Below are 23847 nucleotides of genomic sequence, written 5' to 3' on the forward strand. Positions count from 1 at the left end.
GTTATGACCTGGTGCGTTTTTTCGGCAAGGCACGGCTCAGGAGCAGGTATCCCAGAACCGCAGATGCGACTGATCCCATCAGAATGCCCATTTTGGCGTAAGTCAGCAACGCAGGCTCAAGTTTCACAAAAGCCAGAGAACCGATAAAAATCGACATCGTGAAACCGATACCGCACAGCACGGAGACTGCCGCAATCTGACTAAAAGTTATGCCGGATGACAGACGGGTAATGCCTGATTTCAACGCGATCCCGCCGAATACAATGATACCCAGCGGCTTACCGAGAAGAAGCCCGGCAGCAATACCCATAGGTAATGCTGAGAATGAACCCGCAACCGTTACGCCCTGCAAAGAGATACCCGCATTGGCGAACGCAAACAGCGGCAAAATAAACCAGGAAACATAGGGATGGATCCCATGTTCCAGACGGCGTGCTGGCGATGGCTTATCGTGTTGAGTATTCAGTGGGATCAGGAAGCCAAGGATCACACCGGCCAGCGTTGCATGAATGCCTGATTTAAGAACACACACCCACAACACCGCGCCGATCAGCAAATAAGGTGTCAGCCTGATGACACCCCGCCAGTTTAGCCAGGCCAGTGCTGCGATGCATAACGCCGATAATCCCAATGCCATCATCGATACATCATGGCTATAAAACAGCGCGATGATCACAATGGCACCCAAATCATCAATAATGGCCAGTGCCAGCAGGAATACTTTTAACCCGGTCGGCACACGCGAACCCAGCAGCGCCATCACTCCCAGCGCAAATGCAATGTCCGTTGCCGCCGGAATAGCCCATCCCTGACGGGCTATTTCATCGCTGCCGTTAAACAGTAAATAGATTAATGCCGGGACAACCATCCCCCCGAGCGCGGCAATGGCCGGAAACATCGCCTGCTCGCGATTGGCCAGCGCGCCTTCGCACATCTCACGCTTTACTTCCAGACCAATCATCAGAAAGAATACCGCCATCAGTCCATCGTTAATCCACAGCAAAAGCGGCTTGTCGATCAACAGCCCGGAAAAACGCAGGGTGACGGGAATATCCAGAAACGCCTGATAAATCCCCTGCAACGGGCTGTTTGCCATGATTAATGCCACGATAGCTGCGACGATTAACACCACGCCCCCGGCGGCTTCCATCCGTAAAAACTGACGAATGATATTCGACATTCTGACTCTCCTGTAGAAAAACGTGGCAAAAAAGGGATCACCACAAGATATGCCTGAATTGTACGCAACTATTCACTTCGTAAAAAGTCGATTATTTCTGAGAAATAGCTCGTTTTTTACGAGTCATTGGGTTTGACGTTTTTACATCAAAACCCATAAAAAAAATCCCCGGCGCGTCAACCGCTGCCGGGGATTTTATCTGCCTTTCCGCCGCTGTATTCAGCGAAAAATTAGCGGGTCAGATCATCAAAGAACTTTTTCACGCCATCGAGGAAGCTTTTAGAACGCGGGCTGTTTTTCTCGCCAGAAACGCCACCAAAGCTTTCTTCCAGATCACGCAGCAACTGCTTCTGCTTCTCGTTCAGACTGACCGGTGTTTCCACTACAACACGGCACATCAGGTCGCCCTGAGCACCACCACGGACAGATTTCACACCGCGCCCGCGCATACGGAACATTTTGCCCGTTTGCGTTTCAGCAGGAATTTTCAGGCTCACGCGGCCATCAAGCGTTGGCACTTCGATTTCGCCACCCAGTGCCGCCATGGCAAAGTTGATTGGCACTTCGCAGTACAGGTTATTACCTTCGCGCTCAAAGATTTTATGCGCTTTAACCTGAACCTGAACGTACAGATCGCCCGACGGAGCACCGTGCTCACCGGCTTCGCCCTCACCCTCAAGACGAATACGGTCGCCGGTATCCACACCCGCTGGGATTTTCACTGACAGCGTTTTTGACCGTTCTACACGGCCATGACCATGACATTTGGTGCACGGATCTTTAATGACTTTACCGCGGCCCTGACAGGTCGGACACGCCTGCTGGACAGTGAAGAAGCCCTGACGCATCTGAACCTGACCTGCGCCATGACAGGTCGGACAGGTGGCAGGAGAGCTACCTGCTTTCGCACCGCTGCCGTGGCAAACGTCACATTCATCCAGTGTCGGGATGCGGATTTCTTTGGTGACACCACGAACGGCCTCTTCCAGAGTCAGATCCATGTTGTAACGCAGGTCTGAGCCCCGGCTGGCACGCTGACGACGACCGCCGCCAAAGATGTCGCCAAAGACGTCACCAAAGATGTCGCTGAAATCTGCACCGCCGCCGCCGCCCATGCCACCCTGTTCAAAGGCTGCATGACCGTACTGATCATAGGCCGCACGTTTTTGCGCATCGGTCAGAATTTCATAAGCTTCTTTAATTTCTTTAAATTTGCTTTCAGATTCTTTATCGCCCTGATTACGGTCAGGGTGATGCTTCATCGCCAGACGCTTATAAGCCTTTTTGATTTCACGCTCATCCGCTGTTTTGGATACGCCTAAAATCTCGTAATAATCTTGCTTCGCCATGCTTTAACCTACCCTCAACATGCGTGCACGGGCGTAGAGTTTCCTCGACGCCCGTGCTGGTTATCAGTAAAGCTTCTTACTGTGCCCGCTTAAGGGCGATTATTTTTTATCTTTAACTTCTTCGAATTCAGCGTCAACAACGTCATCATCTTTCTGCGCGCTGGTGTCGCCGCCTTCAGCCTGGCCTTGCTGCTGAGCCATTTCCATCAGTTTGCCGGAAACCTGTACCAGCGCCTGGATTTTCGCTTCGATATCAGCCTTGTCTTCACCTTTAGCAGACACTTCCAGTGCTTTCAGGGCTTCTTCTACTGCGGTTTTGTCTTCAGCTGGCAGTTTGTCACCAGCTTCTTCCAGTTGCTTACGGGTACCGTGGATCAGGTGATCCGCCTGGTTGCGGGTCTGAACCAGTTCTTCAAACTTACGGTCAGATTCAGCGTTGGCTTCAGCATCGTTGACCATTTTCTGGATTTCTTCTTCGCTCAGACCAGAAGATGCCTTGATGGTGATCTTCTGCTCACGGCCGGTATTTTTGTCTTTTGCAGACACATGCAGGATACCGTCGGCATCAAGGTCGAAGGTGACTTCGATCTGAGCCTGACCGCGTGGTGCTGCCTGAATACCGTCCAGGTTGAATTGACCCAGAGATTTGTTATCACTTGAACGCTTACGTTCACCCTGCAACACATGGATGGTTACTGCAGACTGGTTGTCTTCCGCAGTAGAGAACACCTGGCTGTGTTTGGTCGGGATAGTGGTGTTTTTGGCGATAAGCGGAGTCATCACGCTGCCCATGGTTTCGATACCCAGAGACAATGGGGTCACATCCAGCAGCAGAACGTCTTTCACGTCACCGGCCAACACACCACCCTGAACTGCTGCACCGATTGCCACAGCTTCGTCCGGGTTCACGTCTTTACGCGGTTCTTTACCGAAGAAATCAGCGACTTTCTTCTGAACCATTGGCATACGGGTCTGACCACCCACCAGGATAACGTCCTGAATGTCAGAAACTGACAGACCTGCGTCTTTCAGCGCCACTTTCAGTGGTTCGATAGAACGGTTAACCAGGTCTTCAACCAAAGATTCCAGTTTTGCACGGGTCACTTTGATGTTCATGTGCTTAGGACCTGACGCATCAGCAGTGATGTACGGCAGGTTCACGTCAGTTTGCTGAGCAGAAGACAATTCAATCTTCGCTTTTTCAGCCGCTTCTTTCAGACGTTGCATCGCCAGCGGATCGTTACGCAGATCCATGCCTTGATCTTTCTTAAATTCTTCAACCAGATAGTTGATCATACGGCTATCGAAGTCTTCACCACCGAGGTGAGTGTCACCGTTGGTTGCCAGTACTTCAAAGGTTTTTTCGCCGTCAACTTCATCAATTTCGATAATAGAGATATCGAAGGTACCGCCACCGAGGTCATAAACCGCGATAGTACGGTTGCCGATTTCGCGATCCAGACCATAAGCCAGTGCCGCAGCAGTCGGTTCGTTGATGATACGTTTGACTTCCAGACCTGCGATACGACCGGCATCTTTCGTTGCCTGACGCTGAGCATCGTTGAAGTAAGCAGGTACAGTGATAACAGCTTCAGTTACAGGCTCACCCAGATAATCTTCAGCGGTTTTCTTCATTTTCTTCAACACTTCTGCAGAGATCTGCGGAGGTGCGATTTTCTGACCTTTCACGTCGATCCAGGCGTCGCCATTATCAGCGCTTACGATCTGGTAAGGCATGATGCCTTTATCACGTTGGACTTCTTCATCCTGGAAGCGACGGCCAATCAGGCGCTTGATCGCGAACAGGGTGTTCTGCGGGTTAGTCACAGCCTGACGTTTAGCCGGAGAACCTACCAGAGTCTCGCCATCTGCCGCATAAGCGATGATGGAAGGAGTGGTGCGGTCGCCTTCAGCATTCTCCAGTACACGAGCAGTCGTGCCATCCATGATAGCTACACAAGAGTTGGTGGTGCCCAGGTCGATCCCAATAATTTTACCCATCTAAAACGTCTCCACTTAAATTCATATTCGTTCAGGTTGCTACTGTATATGTGGCCGATATTTTCGATTTCAACAGCCCCATTTAACGGATTTCCCGACGGTAACAACTGCGGTTGGGAATAAGATGGGGCCATGCGGCTCAGCATCAAGGGGCAAAGTGAAAAAAAATCTTCAATTGCTGTTACGCCAGATCAATGTTTGCTGACGCAACCCTCCTTATGATGCCGCGCGCTTCTAAAGATATGTGGCTTTTTTACTCATTTCCCAAGCGTTTCTTCCCCCGATTATCAATTAATAATAATTCCGATACAGAGGATCTATGCACAGCAAAACGTTGGCAAATCCAGGCCCGCTCGGGCTGATGGGATTTGGTATGACCACCATCTTATTGAATTTACACAATGCAGGCTTTTTCCCCCTGACCGCAGTCATTGTCAGTATGGGGATTTTTTATGGTGGTTTGATTCAGATTCTTGCCGGGATGATGGAATTTAAAAAAGGGAATACGTTCGGGACAACCGCATTCACGTCTTATGGTGCGTTCTGGTTAAGCCTGGTCGGCATCTTAATGCTGCCACGCATGGGCATGGCAGAGGCCAGCAGCGAAAGCTTCCTTGGCGCTTACCTCGGCATCTGGGGCGTGTTCACCTTATTCATGTTCTTTGGCACCCTGAAAGCAAACCGTGGCTTACAGATCGTTTTCGGCAGTCTGGTGATTCTGTTCGCGCTATTGTGTTTCGGCAATATGACCGGAAACACAGCGGTGCTGCATTTTGCCGGCTTTGAAGGCATCTTCTGCGGCGCCAGCGCGATTTATCTGGCGATGGCCGAAGTGCTGAACGAGCAATATGGCCGCACCGTTTTGCCTGTCGGCGAACCGAAAAGCCATTCCCCGCAAGTCGATGCAGTGACGGCATAACCGCCCCGTTCTCAGACGACAAGGCCCTGCATCACAGGGCTTTTTTTATACATCGCGTAATATAAAAGGATCAGGATTTACTGACCTGAAGAGGCACCTTCGGCAAATTTTGCCGCGCGGGTCGTCTCACTGTTCAAATCACGGCTGAGATAAACACCGGTCAGCAGCCCAATCGCAGACAAGGCCAGCACGTAATATGCCGGTGCCATCGGGGTCAGGCGCATAATCAGCGTAACGAAAACCGGTGTGAGCCCGCCGAAAATCGCGTAGGCCACATTGTAAGAGAAGGAAATACCGGTAAATCGCACTTCTGCCGGGAACGCCCGCACCATCACATAAGGCACCGCGCCGACCACACCCACGCTCAGCCCTGCCAGTGCGTACATGCCCATCAGCACCGAGGCATCCGCCGCGACCATATGATAGAAAGACCCACAGCAAATCCCGAGGAACAGACTGCCAAAGATAAAGGTTTTGCTGGCACCGAGGCGGTCCACAATGCTGCCCGAGATGATGCATCCAAACATCAGCGCCACGGTGGCCAGACAGTTTGCCTGCAATGCCGCTGCCGCCGGAATGCCGAGCTGCTTCTGCAACCAGGTGGGCGTCATCAGGATCACCACAACAATCCCTGCGGATAACAGCCAGGTCATCAGCATCGAGACCACGATTTCTTTCTTATGATTAGCCACGACGGCTTTCAGCGGTAGCTCGCCGGCCAGCGTTTTCTGCGCTTTCATTTCCATGAAAATCGGCGTTTCCTGCAACCAGCGGCGCAGATACATGGCAATCAGACCAAAAATCCCGCCAATAAAGAAAGGAATACGCCAGCCATACAGGCTGATCGTCGCGGGCGTCATACTGGTGTTCAGTAAAGTTGCCACCAGCGAACCCAGCAGGATACCGGCGGTTAAACCGGCCGTGAGCGTTCCGCAGGCAAAGCCAATGCGATTACGCGGTACATGTTCGGCGACAAACACCCACGCGCCCGGCACTTCGCCGCCGATCGCCGCGCCCTGTAAAAGACGCATCAGCAGCAACAAAAGCGGTGCCGCCATGCCAATCGAGGCGTAGGTCGGCAACAGTCCCATCGCCAGCGTCGGCAATGCCATCAGCAGAATGCTCAGGCTGAACATACGCTTACGGCCAACCAGATCACCGAAATGCGCCATGATGATGCCGCCCAGCGGGCGTGCCAGATAACCGGCAGCGAAAATACCAAAGGTCTGAACCTGACGGAGCCAGTCGGGCATGTTGGCCGGGAAGAAAAGATCGCCAATCACCGCAGCAAAGAAGACGAAAATGATGAAGTCGTAGAATTCGAGGGCGCCACCCAGTGCCGCCAGGGAAAGCGTTTTGAAATCCTGCCGGTTCAACCGGCGCGATTGTGCATGTTGCATAGGATACCGTCAGACACCAGAGTAAAAAATGGAAAAAGGTTTTGCCGCCTTTTGTAAAGTAATCCTTACTATAGCGGCAAATATTTCCTACACCAGCAGTGTCTGACGCTTAACGTTGCTAAATTTCAAAAAGGAACGGTATTCAGTTTTTTATCTCGCGGCGGGCACTTTTCGGCCGGAAAGCTGCTACCACATGCTCATGGGTTTCGATATAAGGTCCGTCGAGCAACTGGATGCAATAAGGCACGCTGGCAAAGATACCGGAAACTATCACTTTACCGTCGCTATCCTTCAGCCCTTCCAGCGTTTCCTGAATAGATTTCGGCTGGCCGGGTAAATTCAGGATTAAAGCCTGTTTGCGGATCACCCCAACCTGACGCGATAAAATTGCCGTCGGCACAAAGTGCAGGCTGATCTGGCGCATCTGTTCGCCAAAGCCGGGCATTTCACGATCGGCAACAGCCAGCGTGGCATCCGGCGTGACATCACGACGCGCGGGCCCGGTTCCCCCTGTGGTCAGCACCAGATGACAGCCGCTTTCATCAACCAGTTCACTGATCGCCTGTTCAATCAAAGGCTGCTCGTCCGGGATCAGTTTTTTTTCCAGTTTAAAGGGCGTAATGAGCGCTTTTTCCAGCCATTCTTCCAGCGCCGGAATACCCTTGTCCTGATAAACACCACTCGACGCGCGATCCGACACCGATACCAGACCAATCCGTAATGTATCCATGCTATTTCTCCACAGCATTTTCTTCGTAGTCACAGCACTCAGTATATCGGTAACCGGCCGGGGGTTTTATCACAGGTACAAAAAAAGCGGCTGATTAGCCGCTTTATGCTGAAACTGAGCGCTGATTACAGCAGATCAGAAATCATTTTTTCCAGTTTACCCTGGTCAACTGCAAACTTACGGATACCGTCGGCCAGTTTGTCGACAGCCATCGGATCCTGGTTGTGTTCCCAGTAGAACTGAGGTTCAGTCAGTGGCGCAGGACGTGGTTTGGTTTCACCCGAGAAGGACAGTTTACGTTCCAGCGGACCTTCGCTTTCTGCCAGCTCTTTGAGCAGCGCAGGGGCGATAGTCAGACGGTCACACCCCGCCAGTTCGATGATTTCGCCGATGTTACGGAAGCTTGCGCCCATCACGACGGTTTCGTAGCCGTGTTGTTTGTAGTATTCGTAGATTTCGGTCACAGACACAACGCCCGGATCTTCATTCGGCGCGAACTCTTTCTTATCGCCATTGGCTTTGTACCAGTCGAGGATACGGCCAACGAATGGAGAAATCAGGAACACACCTGCTTCTGCACAAGCGCGAGCCTGCGCGAAAGAGAACAGAAGGGTCAGGTTACAGTTGATGCCTTCTTTTTCCAGTTTTTCCGCAGCGCGGATACCCTGCCAGGTAGAAGCCAGTTTGATCAGGATACGGTCGTTGGTGATGCCCGCATCGTTATACAGTTTGATCAGGCGTTTGGCTTTGGCCACGCTCGCGTCAGTGTCGTAAGACAGACGGGCATCAACTTCTGTTGAAATGCGGCCCGGGACCAGTTTCAGAATTTCCAGACCGATGTTCACTGCCAGTTTGTCAGCTGCATCAGTAATCTGCTGGTCGTGATCGCTGCTCTGGTCACGTGCCCAGGCGATTGCTTCGTCGATCAATTTACGGTATTCAGGAATTTGCGCAGCGCTGAGGATCAGTGACGGGTTAGTGGTCGCATCCTGCGGCTGGTACAACTTCATTGCCGCGATATCTCCGGTGTCAGCTACAACCTGAGTCATTTGGCGTAGGGAAGTCAGTTTATCGGTCATTTGGGCATATCTCATCGTTTGGACGTTTTCGTATAGGCATTTTCATGCCTTGCCTTTGGCTGATGATAACATGCAAAAAGCCAGGCGCAAGGCGCATATCACGGCATGCTCGGCTACGAACATCTATGGATTTCTCACCTTCCAAAACACGCAAAATTAGCCAAAATGCATATGTCACCCGTTCGATAAAAAAGGTATGTTAGCCACCCAAAGTGGTCATTGCCCGCAAGCAAACAAATAAAAACGATGAAGGGCAAATCAACCAAGGACAATGCATGAACGACCTGCTGGATTTTTTCGACACCATTCTCTGGAGTTCCATCCTGATTTACCTGCTGTGCGGCACCGGCATTTATCTCACGTTCCGTCTTGGCTTCCTTCAGTTCCGTCATTTTGGCCACCTTTTCTCCGCCACACTGTATAAGCAAAAACACACCGCACGTGGCATTTCCCCGTGGCGTGCGCTGTGTCTCAGCCTTGCGTCGCGTATTGGTACCGGGAATCTCACCGGTGTCGCCATCGCCATTACGATCGGCGGCCCTGGCGCTATTTTCTGGATGTGGATTATTGCGGTTTTCAACATGGCGACAGCAATGATAGAAAACACGCTGGCGCAGGTTTACAAAGGCAATGCAGCCCATGAAAAATTTCGCGGCGGCCCGGCGTATTACATGGAGAAAGGGCTCGGAATGCGCTGGATGGGCATCCTGTTTTCCTTTCTGATGGTGATTTCCTGCGGCTTTATTTTCAGCGCATTGCAGGCCAACTCCATTGCTCAGGCGTCTTTCCATCTTCTGCATGTACCGGCGCTGTCCACCGCCTGCATTTTATCCGTGCTGGTCGCGATACTGATTTTTGGTGGTATACGCGCCATCACCTGGCTTTCAAAATGGCTGTTGCCACTGATGGCCTTCGCGTATCTGCTGCTGGCCATCTGGGTTATTGGTCATCACATTGAAAAGTTGCCACAAGTACTGCTGCTGGTATTCAAAAGCGCCTTTGGCTTACAGCAGGCCGCATCCGGCGCACTGGCATATGGCATAACGCAGGCCATCACACAGGGAATGCAGCGCGGCGCCTTTGCCAGCGAAGCCGGCGTTGGTTCTTCACCCAATGCCGCGGCGATGGCAGGGGTCAGCCATCCGGCAATGGCAGGGTTCAGTCAGATGTTCGCGGTATTCATTGATACCATGGTGATTTGTACCGCAACCGCGTTGATCATCCTGACGTCAGGATCCCTTGATCAACCTGACGCACCGATGGGCATCCGGCTGATACAGCAATCGATTATGCCGGTGACCGGGGGCTGGAGCCATGGGGTTCTGGCCATTCTGGTTTTCTCTTTTGCGTTTACGTCGATTGCCGGAAACTATGCCTACGCCGAAAACAATCTGAATTTCTTTCACCGTTCTTCGCCCGTTAAATTATTGATTTTCAGGTTGCTGGTTATCAGCATGGTGTTCTGCGGATGCCTGATGGAACTTCAGTTGTTGTGGAAACTGGCCGATATCGTCATGGCGCTGATGGCAATACTCAATCTCACCGCACTGTTGCTGCTTTCGGGCATCGCGGTCAGCGTGGTGAAAGATTATGAGCGTCAGCGACGGATGGGGAAAACGCCGGTGTTTAATCCTGATCACTACCCTGAATTACGCGGTCAGCTCCAGCCCGGCGTCTGGGATAAAAAAAGGCCTCCGCGCTGATTTCCTGCGCTTTTACCTATCGATATCATGCCTCCACCGCAGTGACTTTTTTGCTACAGTAAGGCAACAAAAATTCCTGAATTTGAACCGTCACTGACCAACGGACGAGACTATGTTAACCATTATTTCACCTGCCAAAACGCTCGATTACGAAAGCCCGCTTGCGACAACGCGCTATACCCAACCGGAGTTGCTGGATAAATCCAGTCAGTTGATCACCGTGGCGCGCAAAATGTCCCCTGCGCAGATCTCTTCACTGATGGGGATCAGCGATAAACTGGCGCATCTGAACGCAGAACGTTTCAATGACTGGCAGCCGGATTTCACCCCGGATAACGCCCGTCAGGCTTTGCTGGCCTTTAAAGGCGATGTGTATACCGGGCTGCAGGCGGAAGATTTCAGCGAAAAAGATTTTGATTTTGCCCAGAAACATCTGCGGATGTTGTCCGGCTTATATGGCCTGCTGCGCCCGCTGGATCTGATGATGCCTTACCGTCTGGAAATGGGTATCCGGCTGGAAAACCCGCAGGGTGCCAATCTGTACGCCTTCTGGGGAGATTTGCTGACAGAAAAACTCAACCTGCTACTCAGCGAACAAAAAAGCAACGTTCTGGTGAATCTGGCGTCCGATGAATACTTCAAAGCCGTGAAACCTAAACTGCTGGATGGCGAAATTATCAAGCCGGTATTCCTCGACGAGAAGAACGGCAAATACAAAGTCATCAGCTTCTACGCCAAAAAAGCGCGCGGCCTGATGAGCCGCTTTATCATCAAAGAACGTCTGGATAAACCGAAACAACTTCAGGATTTCAATCTTGAAGGCTATGCCTTTGATGAGTCACGCTCACAGGGTAATGAGCTGGTGTTTACCCGACCCGAACGCTGAATGACCTGATCTGCGGATATAAAAAAGCCCTCGCGAAGAGGGCTTTTGCCTGTCTGAAACACACGCTTTATTCAGGCAGCGCCATCAGGAATGCGCGGATTTCGCTGAAATCAGCCGGAAGGTTATGCGACAACAATGGCAGATCAGCGCGATCAGCCAGTTCTTTCGGCAAACCGATATCCTGATCCAGAATCGCTTCCACGCTTTCCTTGAATTTCGCCGGATGCGCCGTCCCGATGAACAGGCCGAATTCACCCGGTTGCAACTGATCGCGCAGCACACGGTAAGCAATCGCCGCGTGAGGTTCAGAGATATAACCGATATTTGCCAGCTCACGCATCGCATCTTCGGTGGTGTCATCGCTGACTGCGCCAAAGCCCAGATCTTTCAGTTGCCAGGTTTTACGACGATACAGTTCTTCCACGCGCGGCCAGTTGTTGGGCTGGCTGACATCCATGGCGTTCGACAGGGTCGCAACGGTTTTCTTCGGTTGCCACTCGCCGTCAGTGAGAAAACGCGGCACGGTGTCATTGGCGTTGGTCGCAGCAATAAAGCGTTTCACCGGCAGGCCGAGAGATTTCGCCAGCAGACCTGCCGTTAAATCACCAAAGTTACCGCTTGGCACGGAAACCACCAGCTGATTGCGCGCTTCCTGTGGAAGCTGGGCAACCGCTTCAAAGTAGTAACAAATCTGCGCCAGCAGGCGGCTGATATTGATGGAGTTCGCCGAGTTCAGTTTCAGCGCGTGTTTCAGTTCTTCATCATCGAACGCCTGTTTCACCAGCGCCTGACAGGCATCAAAGTCACCGTCGATGGCGACAGTATGAATGTTGCCACCCAGGGTGCAGAACAGTTTTTCCTGTAACGGACTGATTTTGCCGCGCGGGTACAGAATCACCACACGAACATTTTTCAGGCCGTGGAAGGCATGCGCTACTGCCGCGCCGGTATCACCGGACGTCGCGGTCAGAATGGTCACCGGCTGGTCGCCCGATACCTGAGTCAGGATCTGCGCCATGAAGCGGCCACCAAAATCTTTAAAGGCCAGAGTCGGACCGTGGAACAGCTCCAGGCAGGCAATGTCTTCTTCCACTTTGGCAACCGGTGCCGGGAAGGCAAAGGCATTTTTCACGCGCTGATATAACGCTTCTTCCGGAATTTCATCGCCGATGAAAGCAGAAAGAATACGGCTGCTGCGGGTGACGAAATCCAGTTCCAGCAAGCGGTCGATTTCAGTCAGTTCAAACTCAGGCAATTCCAGCGGGAAGAACAATCCCTGCTGTTTTCCAAGACCTTGTTTGACGGCCTGAGCAAAGCTGACCTGCTCGTTGTGATCCTTCAGGTTGTACAGTTTCATTAGTTATCCCAATAAATTATCGAGTTATGCCAATACCCGCGCGCCTGCGGTATCAAGACGGCAAATATGAACAAAGCCTTCGTCATTTTGCAGATAGTGCGTCTGCAACCAGTCAGCCATACGTTTCGCTGTCGCGCTGTCATTGCACACCGCAAACAGCGTCGGGCCGGAACCGGAAATCCCGCAAGCCAGTGCGCCAATTTCATCTGCGGCACTGCGCGCTTCGGCAAAGCCCGGCAGCAGACGGGTGCGGTAAGGTTCAGCAATCACATCTTTCATCAGTTTTGCAGCCAGCGCAGGTTGCTGAGTGTGGCAGGCATGAATAAAGCCCGCCAGATAACGTCCGTGGCTGATGCAATCCTGACGGCGATACTGCGCGGGTAAAATGGCACGCGCCTCGGCCGTCGACACTTTGATCCCCGGATACGCCATTACCCACAGCCAGTCGTCAAAACCTGGCACGTTCTGGCTGATGATATCGAGCTCTTCCAGCATCAGCTGAATGCCACCTAAATAGCATGGCGCCACATTATCGAAATGCACACTACCGGAAATGCGCCCTTCCAGCTCGCCCATCAGCAGCAGCATCTGGTTTTCATTCAGCGGCTTACCGCAAAATTCATTCATTGCCATCAGACCGGCGACCACCGAACAGGCGCTGGAACCCAGACCTGATCCGATCGGCATGTTTTTTTCCAGCGTCATCGCCACTGGCACTTCCCTGCCGATTTCCTGACAGAAACGCTGCCAGCACTGATAAACAATGTTGTCTTCCATGCGATCCGGCAGTTTAGACACAAACTTGCCTTCGTTTTTCAGGCTGAACGCTGTGGCCGCCTCAACGGAAACACAGTCGCCCAGCAACGAACCATCTAGCGGAGACACAGCCGCGCCCAGAACATCGAAGCCTACGCTGACATTCCCGATTGAAGCCGGGGCATACACCTTAACCATATTAAACTCCTAACTTCCATGACAGCGTTCTCAAAAGATCGGCAAACACACCTGCCGCCGTCACATCATTACCGGCACCGTAGCCACGCAGAACCAACGGCAACGGCTGATAATAGCGGCTGTAAAACGCCAGCGCATTCTCCCCATTTTTTACTTTATAAAGCGGGTCATTACCATCGACGGCATCGATTTTTACCTTGCACTGACCGTCTTCGATAGCACCGACGTAACGTAAAACTTTACCTGCTGCGGTGGCATCGGCAACACGCCGGGCAAATTCGGCATCCAGTTCCGGCAGACGCGCCACAAATTCATTCACACTGCCCTCTGAATTGAAGGACGGCGGCAAAACGGATTCCACATTGATATCCGTCAGTTCAAGTTTGTAACCGGCTTCGCGCGCCAGAATCAGCAACTTACGGGCGACGTCCATACCGGAAAGGTCATCACGCGGATCAGGTTCGGTATAGCCCATCTCTTTCGCCTGCAATGTTGCAGCAGATAACGACATCCCTTCATCCAGTTTCCCGAAGATGAAGGACAGCGAGCCGGACAAAATACCGGAGAAACGCAACAACTCATCCCCTGCATTCAGCAGGTTTTGCAGGTTCTCGATGACCGGTAAACCCGCGCCGACGTTGGTGTCGTAGAGGAATTTACGCCGGGAGCCATCCGCTGCTTTACGCAGTTGATAGTAATAATTCATCGACGAAGTATTGGCTTTTTTATTTGGCGTCACAACGTGGAAACCGTCGGCCAGGAAATCAGCGTACTGATCAGCGACTTCCTGACTGGAAGTACAGTCAACAATCACCGGATTCAGCAGATGATATTCTTTCACCAGACGGATCAGACGACCCAGATTCAGCGGCTCTTTCGCCGCACCCAGTTCATCACGCCAGGTTTCCAGCGCAATGCCGTGAACATTGGTCAGCAATGCGCGGGAGTTGGCGATACCGCACACGCGCAGATCAATATGTTTGGTTTTCAGCCACGCCTGCTGACGGCGGATCTGTTCGATCAACGCCCCGCCCACACCGCCGACGCCGATCAGGAAGACCTCGATAACCTGATCCGTGTTAAACAGCATCTGGTGACTGACCCGTACGCCGGTGGTCGCATCGTCGTTATTGACCACAACGGAGATGGATCGCTCGGAAGAGCCCTGGGCAATCGCCACGATATTGATATTGGCGCGCGCCAGTGCCGAGAAGAATTTCGCCGAGATACCGCGCAGGGTACGCATACCGTCACCGACCACAGAAATAACCGCCAGCTTCTCCATCACATCCAGCGGCTCAAGCAGACCGTCTTTCAGCTCGAGGTAGAACTCATCCTCCAGCGCCTTACGGGCGCGCTCCAGCTCGCTCTGCGGCACGCAGAAACTGATGCTGTATTCAGAAGATGACTGGGTGATCAGCACCACGGAAATACCCGAACGGGACATCACCGCAAACACGCGTGCCGCCATGCCGATCATCCCTTTCATTCCCGGACCGGAAACGTTGATCATCGCCATGTTATTCAGATTGGTGATGCCTTTCACCGGTGTGTTATCGCCGAGACTTTCGCTGCCAATCAGGGTACCGGGTGCCTGCGGGTTGGTGGTATTTTTAATCAGGCAAGGGATCTGGAACTGGGCAATCGGCAGGATGGTACGCGGATGAAGCACTTTCGCACCAAAGTACGACAGCTCCATCGCTTCCTGATAAGACATGGATTTCAGTAAGCGGGCGTCCGGCACAATGCGCGGATCACAGGTATACACGCCGTCAACATCCGTCCAGATCTCACAGCAGTCGGCGCGTAAACAGGCAGCCAGCACGGCGGCAGAATAATCGGAACCGTTACGTCCGAGCACCACCAGTTCGCCCTGTTCGTTACCGGCAGTGAAACCGGCCATCAGCACGATGTGATCGGCTGGAATAGCGCTGGCGGCGATACGGCGGGTGGATTCATTGATGTCCACGGTCGATTCGAGGTAATGCCCCTGAGCGAGCAGTTTTTCGACCGGGTTAATGACGGTCACGCCAAATCCTTTGGCAAGGAACACGGCTTCCATAATGGCGATAGAGAGCTTCTCGCCACGACAGATAATGGAGGCATTTACGCTGTCCGGGCATTGTCCCAGCAGCGCAATACCGTGCATCAGCTGTTTAAGCTGAGCGAATTCATGATCGACAAACGCTTTCACTTTTGGCAAATCAAAGCCCGGCTGCGCGGCAGCCAGACCGGTGATTAGCTGACCAAAAATGTTTTCCGCATCACTCATGATGGTCTGGATATCCTGCCCTGCGACCGTCCGTTCAATCATAGCGACCAGATAGTTGGTGATTTTGGCAGGTGCGGATAATACCGTCGCGACCTGTCCCTGACGTGCATTGCTTTCCATAATGTCCGCAACCCGCAAGAAGCGTTCTGCGTTTGCTACCGAGGTCCCGCCAAATTTCAACACTCGCATTTCTGGTTCTCTCCTGAAGCTCTCGTTTAAATGTAAAAAAAAAGCCCGCACTGGTTAGGTGCGGGCTTTTTTTCTTTTTCCTGTACGCGTCAGCCCGCCCCGTTACCTGTGGTATCGGTGGTGGTAATAATTGTTGTGTTCAGGCTGATGATTCGCATTTTTATTTTCTGTCTGTCTTTAGGTTTGTACTCTGTCTGCCTCTATTAGCTAAAGCATAAGGCACAATAAGTCAATTTTTTTCTGTTTTCAGCCGGTTAATCACGGACAGAATGAAATGGATAATTCTCTGCCTTTAAAACCAATTCCAGTGCAATCGGTAACTCTGTTCTCATCACACCGGATATCGAACTGTTGCGGTCAGGATTCCCCTCACATCATTGGGTCAGCTTTTTTTCGATGTCATGCAGCAAAGTATGCAGCATTGCCGCGTCGCGCTGCTGCAAAAGACCGAGGCGCTGATGCAGCCAGTCGGACAATTTTTGATCATCTTCTGCCCCGATATTTTCCAGTAATCGCCCGACCCGCGCACGCAATGCCAATAACTGACCTGCTTCGGCATTTTCAGGTTTCACTGCGGTCACCTGATTAAGCGTCGATAACTGATAACAGAACACCATCACGGCCTGCCCCAGATTCAGCGAAGGGTAATCCGCCACCATCGGTACACCGGTCAGCACGTCAGCCAGTGCCAGCTCTTCATTGGTCAGCCCGGAATCCTCACGGCCAAACACCAGCGCGGCATGATTCACCCACTGGCTTTTCTCTTCGAGCTGCTCCTGCACTTCCTGAGGCGTGCAGTAATAGTGAAATTTAGCCCGGCTGCGGGCCGTCGTCGCGACGGTAAAATCAATGTCAGCCAGGGCTTCCGCCAGTGTGTTGAAATGCAGCGCATTTTGCAGGATTTCCTGCGAACCATGTGCTACCCAGCCTGCTTCTGGCTTGAGATGCGCCTCGCTGTCCACAATACGCAAGGAAGCAAAGCCCATGGTTTTCATGGCACGGGCCGCCGCACCGACATTTTCCGGGCGAGCCGGTGACACTAAAATAATATGAAGTTGCATATCACGCCTTTGCAGGAAGGGGGAAGAATTTGTCGCCTGTATTTCAGCGATGAAATTTTATCCTTTTTCAGATCTATTCATCGCTTATATTCTTCACAAGAACTTAACAGCTGACCGGATGTATTCCTTTATTTTATCGGAAAAGCTTAACCGACAGGGAAAAAAGCTGCTGGTGCGGTTAAGCACATTACCTTAAAAAATTAGTCATTATTTTTCATATGGATATATAATAATGATACATACAAATTTTGCATTTATCTTTCGTTTCCTGAGGATTTGCTGAATCGTGTACAATAAAGGACGAAATGTGACGCAAGCGTGCATTCTTGTAAGTGTTTTTCACTGTTCTGTTACCGTGCTACAATTGAACTTGATATATGTCAACAAAGCGTAATTTTGTTGGGTGGTAATTTCGGCACTCGCTGTTATATTGCTGTTAATAGGGTTAGGATATGCGCCGCTTTAGGACCCCGTGGAACTGCAGAAAGTGGAATCCCTGACCAAGCTTGCGATGTTGTTGCCGTTGATGGAAATTGCATCGAGAACGCGTTTACGTACTTTAGTCATGTAACGAGTGAGATGGCCAATAAGGCATCATAATTCATTGGGATAACAAGGACTTCTGTACTCCTATTTTCTATTTGTTGGCAATCTTAGGTAGCAATCATGCAGACCCCTCACATTCTGATCGTCGAAGACGAGTTAGTGACACGTAATACGTTAAAGAGCATTTTTGAAGCAGAAGGCTACATGGTTCATGAAGCCAATGACGGCGCTGAAATGCACCACATCCTGTCCGAAAATGATATCAATCTGGTGATCATGGACATCAACCTGCCAGGCAAAAATGGCCTGCTGCTGGCACGCGAACTGCGTGAACAAGCCAGCGTTGCCTTGATGTTCCTGACCGGCCGCGACAACGAAGTTGATAAAATTTTGGGTCTTGAAATCGGCGCTGATGACTATATCACCAAGCCATTCAACCCGCGTGAACTAACCATCCGCGCACGCAATCTGCTGTCCCGCACGATGAACCTGGGTACTACCGGTGAAGAACGTCGTCTGGTTGAAAGCTACAAATTCAATGGCTGGGAACTCGATATCAACAGCCGTTCACTGATAAGCCCGCAGGGCGAACAATACAAATTACCGCGCAGTGAATTCCGCGCCATGCTGCATTTCTGTGAAAATCCGGGCAAAATCCAAACCCGTGGCGACTTGCTGAAGAAAATGACCGGCCGTGAGCTGAAACCTCATGACCGCACCGTTGACGTGACCATCCGTCGCATCCGTAAGCATTTCGAAGCGACGCCGGATACGCCGGAAATCATCGCCACTATCCATGGCGAAGGCTACCGTTTCTGCGGTGATCTGGAAGACTGATACAGAAGGTTGCCAACCGCTCTGTCGTCGAAGTGATAAAACGTCAAAGGCCAGCGAAAGCTGGCCTTTTCTTTTGATTGGGATCCCTCACTGAAACTCAGGGTTCAGCATGTCCCCACGGAATGATCGGCACCGCACTGAGTGCGTTTTTCGGTGAACCGTCCACGACTTTATCGGAATAGCTCAGGTAGATAAGCGCATTGCGTTTCTCATCATAAAAACGCACGACCTGAAGCTTTTTGAATACCAGAGAGGTACGTTTCTGGAAAACCACTGTGCCTTTGTCTTTCCCCTGCTTAATCTTATCGCTCAGATCGATAGGCCCTACCTGCTGACAGGAAATCGCCGCATCCGACGTATCTTCGGCCAGACCTAATCCGCCCTTGATTCCGCCGGTTTTGGCACGACTGATATAACAAGTTACATTTTTAATGTCAGGATCATCAAAGGCCTCGACCACAATTTTATGGTCCGGACCGAATAATTTGAAGACAGTATCTACCGATCCTACTTGCTCTGCATGGGCAACAGCGGAACAAAAAACAAACATCCCAAAAACAAAAATCCAACACTTATTCATTAAGTTACTCCACGTCATCAGCATGACGTTGTTTTCTAAAGAAACCCCACTCAGAACGTGTGCATTCACACTTTCGAAATGAAATACTCTGTAACACCTGTAAATAGCACAGATAGCCAAAAAATTCTTAAGAAGTCTTATCGGGAAAAAGTTGCTATTATGCCGCCCATCATTCTGTGCATTTATCTTAGTTCAACGAGGACGATCTATGGATCAAGCAGGAATCATTCGTGACCTTCTTAGCTGGTTAGAAACCCATTTAGACCAGCCCTTGTCACTCGACAATGTCGCAGCCAAGGCCGGCTATTCCAAGTGGCACCTGCAGCGCATGTTTAAAGACGTCACGAATAATGCCATTGGCGCTTATATTCGTGCCCGTCGTCTGTCGAAAGCGGCTGTCGCTTTACGCCTCACCAGTCGCCCGATTTTAGATATCGCCCTTCAGTACCGTTTTGACTCTCAACAAACGTTTACCCGGGCTTTCAAAAAACAGTTTGCCCAGACGCCAGCACTGTATCGCCGTGCTGAAGACTGGCATTCGTTTGGTATTTGCCCGCCTATCCGGTTGGGTGCATTCATTCTGCCGCAACCCGAGTATATCTCGCTGCCGGAACAGCATCTGCTCGGTATAACGCAAAGCTATTCATGTACGCTTGAGCAAATCACCACGTACCGCAACGAGATGCGTCGTCATTTCTGGCGCCAATATATTGGCGAGGTGAAAACGCTGCCACCTATTCTTTATGGCCTGCACCATTCGCGTCCAAGCCAGGAGAAAGATGACGAGCAGGAAGTCTTGTACACGACAGCGCTGGAAGCTCAGCATCTGCCGGAAAACGTTGAAGGTCAGCCTATTGTGTTGCAGCAAGGTGAATATGCCATGTTCCACTACAATGGCACGCCGGAGCACTTACAGGAATTTATTCTGACGTTGTACAGCACCTGTCTGCCGACATTGAAACTGACCCGCAGAAAGGGACAGGATATCGAACGCTTTTACACGAATGGCCGTGCTCCCGGCACCGCGCCAACCGAAATACAGTGTGATTACCTGATCCCAATCCGCCGCTAACGCCTTCTGGCGTTAGCGTTGCAACTCGTCTAACGCGGGCAGATCAAGATGTGATACATCGCCCGCCGTTTCCACAATCCAACCATTTGCCAGCCAGGCGCTTTGCTGGTGATCGACTCGCGACAATGAACAGTTACGCAGGCGCAGACGGCGTTCCGCATACGCAGGCAATCCGAGGATCGTACTGATCAGACAACCCAGCGCAATGCCGTGGCTGACCAGCAACGGTTTGCTTCCCGCCGGTAAATCCAGACAACTGTCGAGCGCGGCACGCATACGCACAGCCAGTTCAGTCATCGTTTCACCTTCGGGAATACGTCCTTTTGGTGAACCATCGACCATCTGTTTACGCCATATTTCTTCCTGCTCCGTCAGACCATCCAGAATACGTTCTTCCAGCACGCCCATGTGCAGTTCGCGCAAACGGGGCTCGTCGATCACTTCACACCCACAGGCATCCGCAATAATCTGCGCCGTGTGGCGGGTCCGCCCTAAATCACTGGTGATAACGTGAGTGATCCCTTCATTACGCACGCGCTCAGCAACCTGACGGGCCTGGTAAAGACCTTTGGCCGTCAGCGGGCTGTCTGACTGCCCCTGAATACGGCGGGCGGCGTTCCATTCTGTTTCGCCATGACGGACGAGATATACCTGTAACATGAGTGTTTTCCGTTATACTGCGTGAAATTTGCTAAAGGATGCTAAAACTCTATGTATCATGTTGTCGCTGCAACCACTAACCCGGCAAAAATCAAAGCTATCGCCATGGCTTTTGAAGACATTTTCGGCGCTGAGGCATTTCGCATTGAAGGCGTTGACGTCGACAGTGGCGTTCCCAATCAACCTATCGGCAGTAATGAAACCCGGACCGGTGCACGCCATCGTGTTATCGGCGCACGTCAGGTTCGTCCCGAAGCAGACTTCTGGGTCGGCGTGGAAGCGGGTATCGAAGACAATATGACATTCGCCTGGATGGTGATTGAGAATATGCACCAGCGCGGCGAATCACGTTCAGCCAGTTTAATGTTACCTGAAATTATTTTACAGGGGATCAACCAGGGCAGTGAATTGGGGGATGAGATGGAAAAACTGACGGGTATCGCAGAGGTGAAGCGTAAAGGCGGCGCCATCGGCATTTTTACCGCCGGGAAACTGACCCGCACCAGCGTCTATCATCAGGCACTGGTACTGGCTTTAGCACCTTTCCATAATCCGGTTTATCAAACCCGCACCCAGACCCATTGAAATTTCAGACTGAGACGGGTGCATCAGTCGCCCGTTTTGTCTGTCAGCAGTTGCCCGTTCAACCAATCCTTTAGCGCTGCCGGTGCTGTTTTCAGGCCATTCGATCCCCGGGTTATCGTGGCGATACCGGCACCCAGCTGGCTCTTCAGCTCACGCTGACTCATCTCTCCCCGCATCAGTTCCTGAATAATACGTACCCGCGTTCCCAGCGCCGCGCGCTCGTCGGGTGTCAGAAGCAGTTGCAGCAGATCCTGATGCAAATTTTCAGCAAAAGATTGCTGTAGCAGTGCCAGAAAGCACTGCCAGTCCTCATTGCCTTGTTGGGAAAGAGCAGGGTCAGTGATGGGTCGTTGAGTCATGAGTGGGCTGCCATACTATTAAACTAGTACAGCAGCTTATCATAAACGTTCCAGGATCAGTAACGCCTCTGCCATTCGGCATCCGTCAAAATTTTGGCCGGTTGATGTAAAAAATAGCGATAAAACGCATCATATGCCAACACATTTTTAACATATCGGCGAGTTTCGGAGAAAGGGATACTCTCAATGAACGCGACCGAATCCACCCTGCCCGCACTGTTACCCAGCCAGGTATTCACACGGGAAGGTCCGGCGTTGTAGGCGGCGCTGGATAAAATACGGTTGCGGCCAAACATCTGATAGACGTATTCCAGATAGCTGGTGCCGATCGTGATGTTCATTTGCGGATCCAGCAACTGAGCCGGATTGCTGTAGCCCTGCAAACCAAACATGTCCACAGTATGCTGCGCTGTCGCAGGCATTACCTGCATCAGACCTGACGCCCCTACCGGCGAACGGGCTTTCGGGTTCCATGCGCTTTCCTGACGGGCAATCGCCATTGCGTAGCTTTGCGTGATGCCCTTGTCATTAGTGGCACGGCGGAATTCATCGGGCCAGGCCAGCGGGAAACGTTCTTCGAGATAATCCCAAAGCTTGCCGGTAATGGTCGCCTGCACGCTGAGATCGGGCCATTTCTGCTCAAAAGCGTAACGCGCCAGTGCCGACTGCTGAGATTCAGAACGACTGCTGACCAGATAGCTCCATTCAGTGCGTGCAAGATTGTCCATCTGCCAGTACATCAGTTCACGAACGCGGGCGACTTCCGGCAATTTCGCCATGCTGGCATCAGGCTTCGCAGCCACAGAAATTTGCATCGGATAAGCAACATTCAGCTTTTGTGCCGCAGCCATCGGATAGAATCCGCGCCCCTTCATTAATGTGCGCAGCATCGCTTCACCCTGTGAGCGCTGACCGTTGTCGATCATGACTGACGCACGCCAGTACTGCCATTCATCTTCCTGCAGGGCATCCGGCGGCAAACGATCCAGCCACTGTCTCAGGCCCTGACGATCACCAGCGGCCAGTGCCATACGGATGCGACGTTCCACCAGCGTGGTGGAATGGCTGCGCAGAATGACGTTATCGCGCCATGCCGCCTGTTCCGGTGTGGCGTCGCTGCCCATATAGCGCCAGGCGACGGCTTCTTCCAGATCCAGACGTTCGCTGTCACTCATCTTTTGCAGACGCACAAGAACCGGGATCATCGAACGGGCATTTTCAGCATCATCACGGGCGATACGCGCAAAGGTAATACTGGTGGCATTGCGGGTAAAATCAGTCGGCCCGACGCTGCGCGCAAAGCTTTCGATGGTATTCGGGTTATTTTGTAAATCCAGCAGCGCATCGCGCATAGTCTGGTAATCCGGCGGTAACTGCTTCGCCAGGAAGTTCACCAGATTCGTATTGCCGGTTTTCATCGCCAGACCGATGCGTTGCAGCGTGGTCAATGCGGTCTGATTACCTGCGCCCTGCCAGACGGAGAACAGTTTGTCGCAGGTATTCGGCAACGAGGTGCCGGTCAACCAGATATCTTTCGCGCCATCAAAGGCTGCTTTCTGATCGCCGGTGGCCCATTTGGCATAATAGTAGTTGCAACGTGCAGCGACCGGTTTCGGCGGCTGCGGGCTGAAAGACAGCAAACTGTTCCAGTCCTGTCGACGCGCCAGTTCATTGACAAAGCGGGCCGGCAGGGAGCGCGCCGGCGGCAATGTCGGGTTCGCTTTTACAAACGCATTAACCTGCGCCGGCGTCGCGTCGCCCAGTTCCTGCGTCAGTTGCCGGTATTCCAGATAAGGATAAAGCGGATAATCTTCCAGCGTGGGCATCAACTCGCTGACAACATCCATCTGATTATTATCCCACGCCTGTTTAATCTGCATATAGTGCTGGCGTTGCGCGTCCAGCGAGTCAGCTTTCGCCACGCCCGATACTGTTACCAGCAACACGCTCATTGCCAGAGAGTGCCATTTGTCCACCTTGACCATACTTACCTTTATCCTCACGGGTTGTGCCGAAACTGTTTTGCATTCTGTAGACAGCCACTACGCTAATCGATTCATTTTTAAAATTGAAGCGATGCGGGGACAGCATCACAAACTTTACACAGTGTGGTGCAAGCGGCGGACAG

General features: G+C 51.9%; 21 protein-coding genes and 1 other annotated feature. Of the genes, 6 read left to right on the top strand and 15 right to left on the bottom strand.

The window, feature by feature from the left end:
* Nucleotide 1: 1 nt before the first annotated feature.
* The 3 genes from nhaA to dnaK form a co-directional block, all read right to left on the bottom strand.
* Nucleotides 2-1180, bottom strand: coding sequence for a Na+/H+ antiporter NhaA (gene nhaA / locus RAHAQ2_RS18705; protein ID WP_015698721.1), 1179 nt, complete (start codon nucleotides 1178-1180; stop codon nucleotides 2-4).
* Nucleotides 1181-1410: 230 nt separating this feature from the next.
* Nucleotides 1411-2529, bottom strand: a complete 1119-nt coding sequence (gene dnaJ, locus RAHAQ2_RS18710) for a molecular chaperone DnaJ (protein WP_015698722.1) — start codon at nucleotides 2527-2529, stop codon at nucleotides 1411-1413.
* 99 nt (nucleotides 2530-2628) lie between these two features.
* A complete protein-coding gene (gene dnaK, locus RAHAQ2_RS18715; protein ID WP_015698723.1) occupies nucleotides 2629-4530 on the bottom strand; it encodes a molecular chaperone DnaK in 1902 nt (633 codons plus the stop codon).
* A 319-nt stretch (nucleotides 4531-4849) separates the two neighbouring features.
* Here dnaK and satP point away from each other — a divergent pair, with 319 nt between their 5' ends.
* On the top strand, nucleotides 4850-5449 hold the full coding sequence (gene satP / locus RAHAQ2_RS18720) for an acetate uptake transporter (protein WP_015698724.1): 600 nt from the start codon (nucleotides 4850-4852) through the stop codon (nucleotides 5447-5449).
* 77 nt (nucleotides 5450-5526) lie between these two features.
* Here the strand turns inward: satP and RAHAQ2_RS18725 are convergent, their stop codons facing one another.
* The 3 genes from RAHAQ2_RS18725 to tal form a co-directional block, all read right to left on the bottom strand.
* Nucleotides 5527-6849 carry an MFS transporter gene (locus RAHAQ2_RS18725; protein ID WP_015698725.1) on the bottom strand — a complete coding sequence of 441 codons (1323 nt, stop codon included), beginning with the start codon at nucleotides 6847-6849 and terminating at the stop codon, nucleotides 5527-5529.
* Between the two features lie 142 nt (nucleotides 6850-6991).
* Complete coding sequence (gene mog, locus RAHAQ2_RS18730; RefSeq protein WP_015698726.1) at nucleotides 6992-7579, bottom strand: molybdopterin adenylyltransferase; 588 nt, start codon at nucleotides 7577-7579, stop codon at nucleotides 6992-6994.
* A gap of 125 nt (nucleotides 7580-7704) precedes the next feature.
* A complete protein-coding gene (gene tal / locus RAHAQ2_RS18735) occupies nucleotides 7705-8658 on the bottom strand; it encodes a transaldolase (protein WP_015698727.1) in 954 nt (317 codons plus the stop codon).
* 275 nt (nucleotides 8659-8933) lie between these two features.
* Here tal and RAHAQ2_RS18740 point away from each other — a divergent pair, with 275 nt between their 5' ends.
* Together RAHAQ2_RS18740 and yaaA are read left to right on the top strand one after the other, a co-directional pair.
* A complete protein-coding gene (locus tag RAHAQ2_RS18740) occupies nucleotides 8934-10361 on the top strand; it encodes an alanine/glycine:cation symporter family protein (protein ID WP_015698728.1) in 1428 nt (475 codons plus the stop codon).
* A gap of 112 nt (nucleotides 10362-10473) precedes the next feature.
* Complete coding sequence (yaaA, locus tag RAHAQ2_RS18745) at nucleotides 10474-11247, top strand: peroxide stress protein YaaA (protein WP_015698729.1); 774 nt, start codon at nucleotides 10474-10476, stop codon at nucleotides 11245-11247.
* A gap of 67 nt (nucleotides 11248-11314) precedes the next feature.
* Here the strand turns inward: yaaA and thrC are convergent, their stop codons facing one another.
* The 5 genes from thrC to RAHAQ2_RS18765 form a co-directional block, all read right to left on the bottom strand.
* Nucleotides 11315-12604, bottom strand: coding sequence for a threonine synthase (gene thrC / locus RAHAQ2_RS18750; protein ID WP_015698730.1), 1290 nt, complete (start codon nucleotides 12602-12604; stop codon nucleotides 11315-11317).
* Nucleotides 12605-12628: 24 nt separating this feature from the next.
* The gene (gene thrB, locus RAHAQ2_RS18755) at nucleotides 12629-13558 is read right to left on the bottom strand and encodes a homoserine kinase (RefSeq protein ID WP_015698731.1); all 930 of its coding nucleotides are present in this window, start codon (nucleotides 13556-13558) and stop codon (nucleotides 12629-12631) included.
* Between the two features lies 1 nt (nucleotide 13559).
* Nucleotides 13560-16019 (bottom strand): bifunctional aspartate kinase/homoserine dehydrogenase I, encoded by a 2460-nt coding sequence (gene thrA / locus RAHAQ2_RS18760; protein ID WP_015698732.1) that lies wholly within the window; start codon nucleotides 16017-16019, stop codon nucleotides 13560-13562.
* A 34-nt stretch (nucleotides 16020-16053) separates the two neighbouring features.
* Nucleotides 16054-16170 (bottom strand) — a sequence feature (Thr leader region).
* Nucleotides 16109-16177, bottom strand: a complete 69-nt coding sequence (gene thrL / locus RAHAQ2_RS25165) for a thr operon leader peptide (RefSeq protein WP_071823645.1) — start codon at nucleotides 16175-16177, stop codon at nucleotides 16109-16111. Its footprint overlaps the feature before it by 62 nt.
* A gap of 216 nt (nucleotides 16178-16393) precedes the next feature.
* A complete protein-coding gene (locus RAHAQ2_RS18765; RefSeq protein WP_015698733.1) occupies nucleotides 16394-17080 on the bottom strand; it encodes a tRNA/rRNA methyltransferase in 687 nt (228 codons plus the stop codon).
* Between the two features lie 666 nt (nucleotides 17081-17746).
* On the opposite strand from RAHAQ2_RS18765, the gene arcA reads away from it, so the two are divergent.
* Nucleotides 17747-18463, top strand: coding sequence for a two-component system response regulator ArcA (arcA, locus tag RAHAQ2_RS18770; RefSeq protein WP_013577079.1), 717 nt, complete (start codon nucleotides 17747-17749; stop codon nucleotides 18461-18463).
* A 97-nt stretch (nucleotides 18464-18560) separates the two neighbouring features.
* On the opposite strand, the gene creA is transcribed toward arcA, so the two are convergent.
* Nucleotides 18561-19043 carry a protein CreA gene (gene creA, locus RAHAQ2_RS18775; protein WP_015698734.1) on the bottom strand — a complete coding sequence of 161 codons (483 nt, stop codon included), beginning with the start codon at nucleotides 19041-19043 and terminating at the stop codon, nucleotides 18561-18563.
* Nucleotides 19044-19251: 208 nt separating this feature from the next.
* On the opposite strand from creA, the gene robA reads away from it, so the two are divergent.
* Nucleotides 19252-20115, top strand: a complete 864-nt coding sequence (gene robA / locus RAHAQ2_RS18780; RefSeq protein WP_015698735.1) for an MDR efflux pump AcrAB transcriptional activator RobA — start codon at nucleotides 19252-19254, stop codon at nucleotides 20113-20115.
* Between the two features lie 12 nt (nucleotides 20116-20127).
* Here the strand turns inward: robA and gpmB are convergent, their stop codons facing one another.
* Complete coding sequence (gene gpmB / locus RAHAQ2_RS18785) at nucleotides 20128-20775, bottom strand: 2,3-diphosphoglycerate-dependent phosphoglycerate mutase GpmB (protein WP_015698736.1); 648 nt, start codon at nucleotides 20773-20775, stop codon at nucleotides 20128-20130.
* Nucleotides 20776-20826: 51 nt separating this feature from the next.
* On the opposite strand from gpmB, the gene yjjX reads away from it, so the two are divergent.
* Nucleotides 20827-21360: an inosine/xanthosine triphosphatase gene (yjjX, locus tag RAHAQ2_RS18790; protein ID WP_015698737.1), complete on the top strand. Its 534-nt coding sequence runs from the start codon at nucleotides 20827-20829 to the stop codon at nucleotides 21358-21360.
* A 23-nt stretch (nucleotides 21361-21383) separates the two neighbouring features.
* On the opposite strand, the gene trpR is transcribed toward yjjX, so the two are convergent.
* Nucleotides 21384-21719: a trp operon repressor gene (gene trpR / locus RAHAQ2_RS18795; protein WP_015698738.1), complete on the bottom strand. Its 336-nt coding sequence runs from the start codon at nucleotides 21717-21719 to the stop codon at nucleotides 21384-21386.
* Nucleotides 21720-21775: 56 nt separating this feature from the next.
* The gene (sltY, locus tag RAHAQ2_RS18800; RefSeq protein ID WP_193785530.1) at nucleotides 21776-23695 is read right to left on the bottom strand and encodes a murein transglycosylase; all 1920 of its coding nucleotides are present in this window, start codon (nucleotides 23693-23695) and stop codon (nucleotides 21776-21778) included.
* Nucleotides 23696-23847 lie beyond the last annotated feature (152 nt).

It is taken from the genome of Rahnella aquatilis CIP 78.65 = ATCC 33071 (genome assembly GCF_000241955.1).
GTDB classification, from domain to species: Bacteria; Pseudomonadota; Gammaproteobacteria; order Enterobacterales; family Enterobacteriaceae; genus Rahnella; species Rahnella aquatilis.

Coding starts and splice junctions, on each gene's coding strand:
- nhaA (WP_015698721.1), bottom strand. CDS start 1,180: ATGTCGAATATCATTCGTCAGTTTTTACGGATGGAAGCCGCCGGGGGC.
- dnaJ (WP_015698722.1), bottom strand. CDS start 2,529: ATGGCGAAGCAAGATTATTACGAGATTTTAGGCGTATCCAAAACAGCG.
- dnaK (WP_015698723.1), bottom strand. CDS start 4,530: ATGGGTAAAATTATTGGGATCGACCTGGGCACCACCAACTCTTGTGTA.
- satP (WP_015698724.1), top strand. CDS start 4,850: ATGCACAGCAAAACGTTGGCAAATCCAGGCCCGCTCGGGCTGATGGGA.
- RAHAQ2_RS18725 (WP_015698725.1), bottom strand. CDS start 6,849: ATGCAACATGCACAATCGCGCCGGTTGAACCGGCAGGATTTCAAAACG.
- mog (WP_015698726.1), bottom strand. CDS start 7,579: ATGGATACATTACGGATTGGTCTGGTATCGGTGTCGGATCGCGCGTCG.
- tal (WP_015698727.1), bottom strand. CDS start 8,658: ATGACCGATAAACTGACTTCCCTACGCCAAATGACTCAGGTTGTAGCT.
- RAHAQ2_RS18740 (WP_015698728.1), top strand. CDS start 8,934: ATGAACGACCTGCTGGATTTTTTCGACACCATTCTCTGGAGTTCCATC.
- yaaA (WP_015698729.1), top strand. CDS start 10,474: ATGTTAACCATTATTTCACCTGCCAAAACGCTCGATTACGAAAGCCCG.
- thrC (WP_015698730.1), bottom strand. CDS start 12,604: ATGAAACTGTACAACCTGAAGGATCACAACGAGCAGGTCAGCTTTGCT.
- thrB (WP_015698731.1), bottom strand. CDS start 13,558: ATGGTTAAGGTGTATGCCCCGGCTTCAATCGGGAATGTCAGCGTAGGC.
- thrA (WP_015698732.1), bottom strand. CDS start 16,019: ATGCGAGTGTTGAAATTTGGCGGGACCTCGGTAGCAAACGCAGAACGC.
- RAHAQ2_RS18765 (WP_015698733.1), bottom strand. CDS start 17,080: ATGCAACTTCATATTATTTTAGTGTCACCGGCTCGCCCGGAAAATGTC.
- arcA (WP_013577079.1), top strand. CDS start 17,747: ATGCAGACCCCTCACATTCTGATCGTCGAAGACGAGTTAGTGACACGT.
- creA (WP_015698734.1), bottom strand. CDS start 19,043: ATGAATAAGTGTTGGATTTTTGTTTTTGGGATGTTTGTTTTTTGTTCC.
- robA (WP_015698735.1), top strand. CDS start 19,252: ATGGATCAAGCAGGAATCATTCGTGACCTTCTTAGCTGGTTAGAAACC.
- gpmB (WP_015698736.1), bottom strand. CDS start 20,775: ATGTTACAGGTATATCTCGTCCGTCATGGCGAAACAGAATGGAACGCC.
- yjjX (WP_015698737.1), top strand. CDS start 20,827: ATGTATCATGTTGTCGCTGCAACCACTAACCCGGCAAAAATCAAAGCT.
- trpR (WP_015698738.1), bottom strand. CDS start 21,719: ATGACTCAACGACCCATCACTGACCCTGCTCTTTCCCAACAAGGCAAT.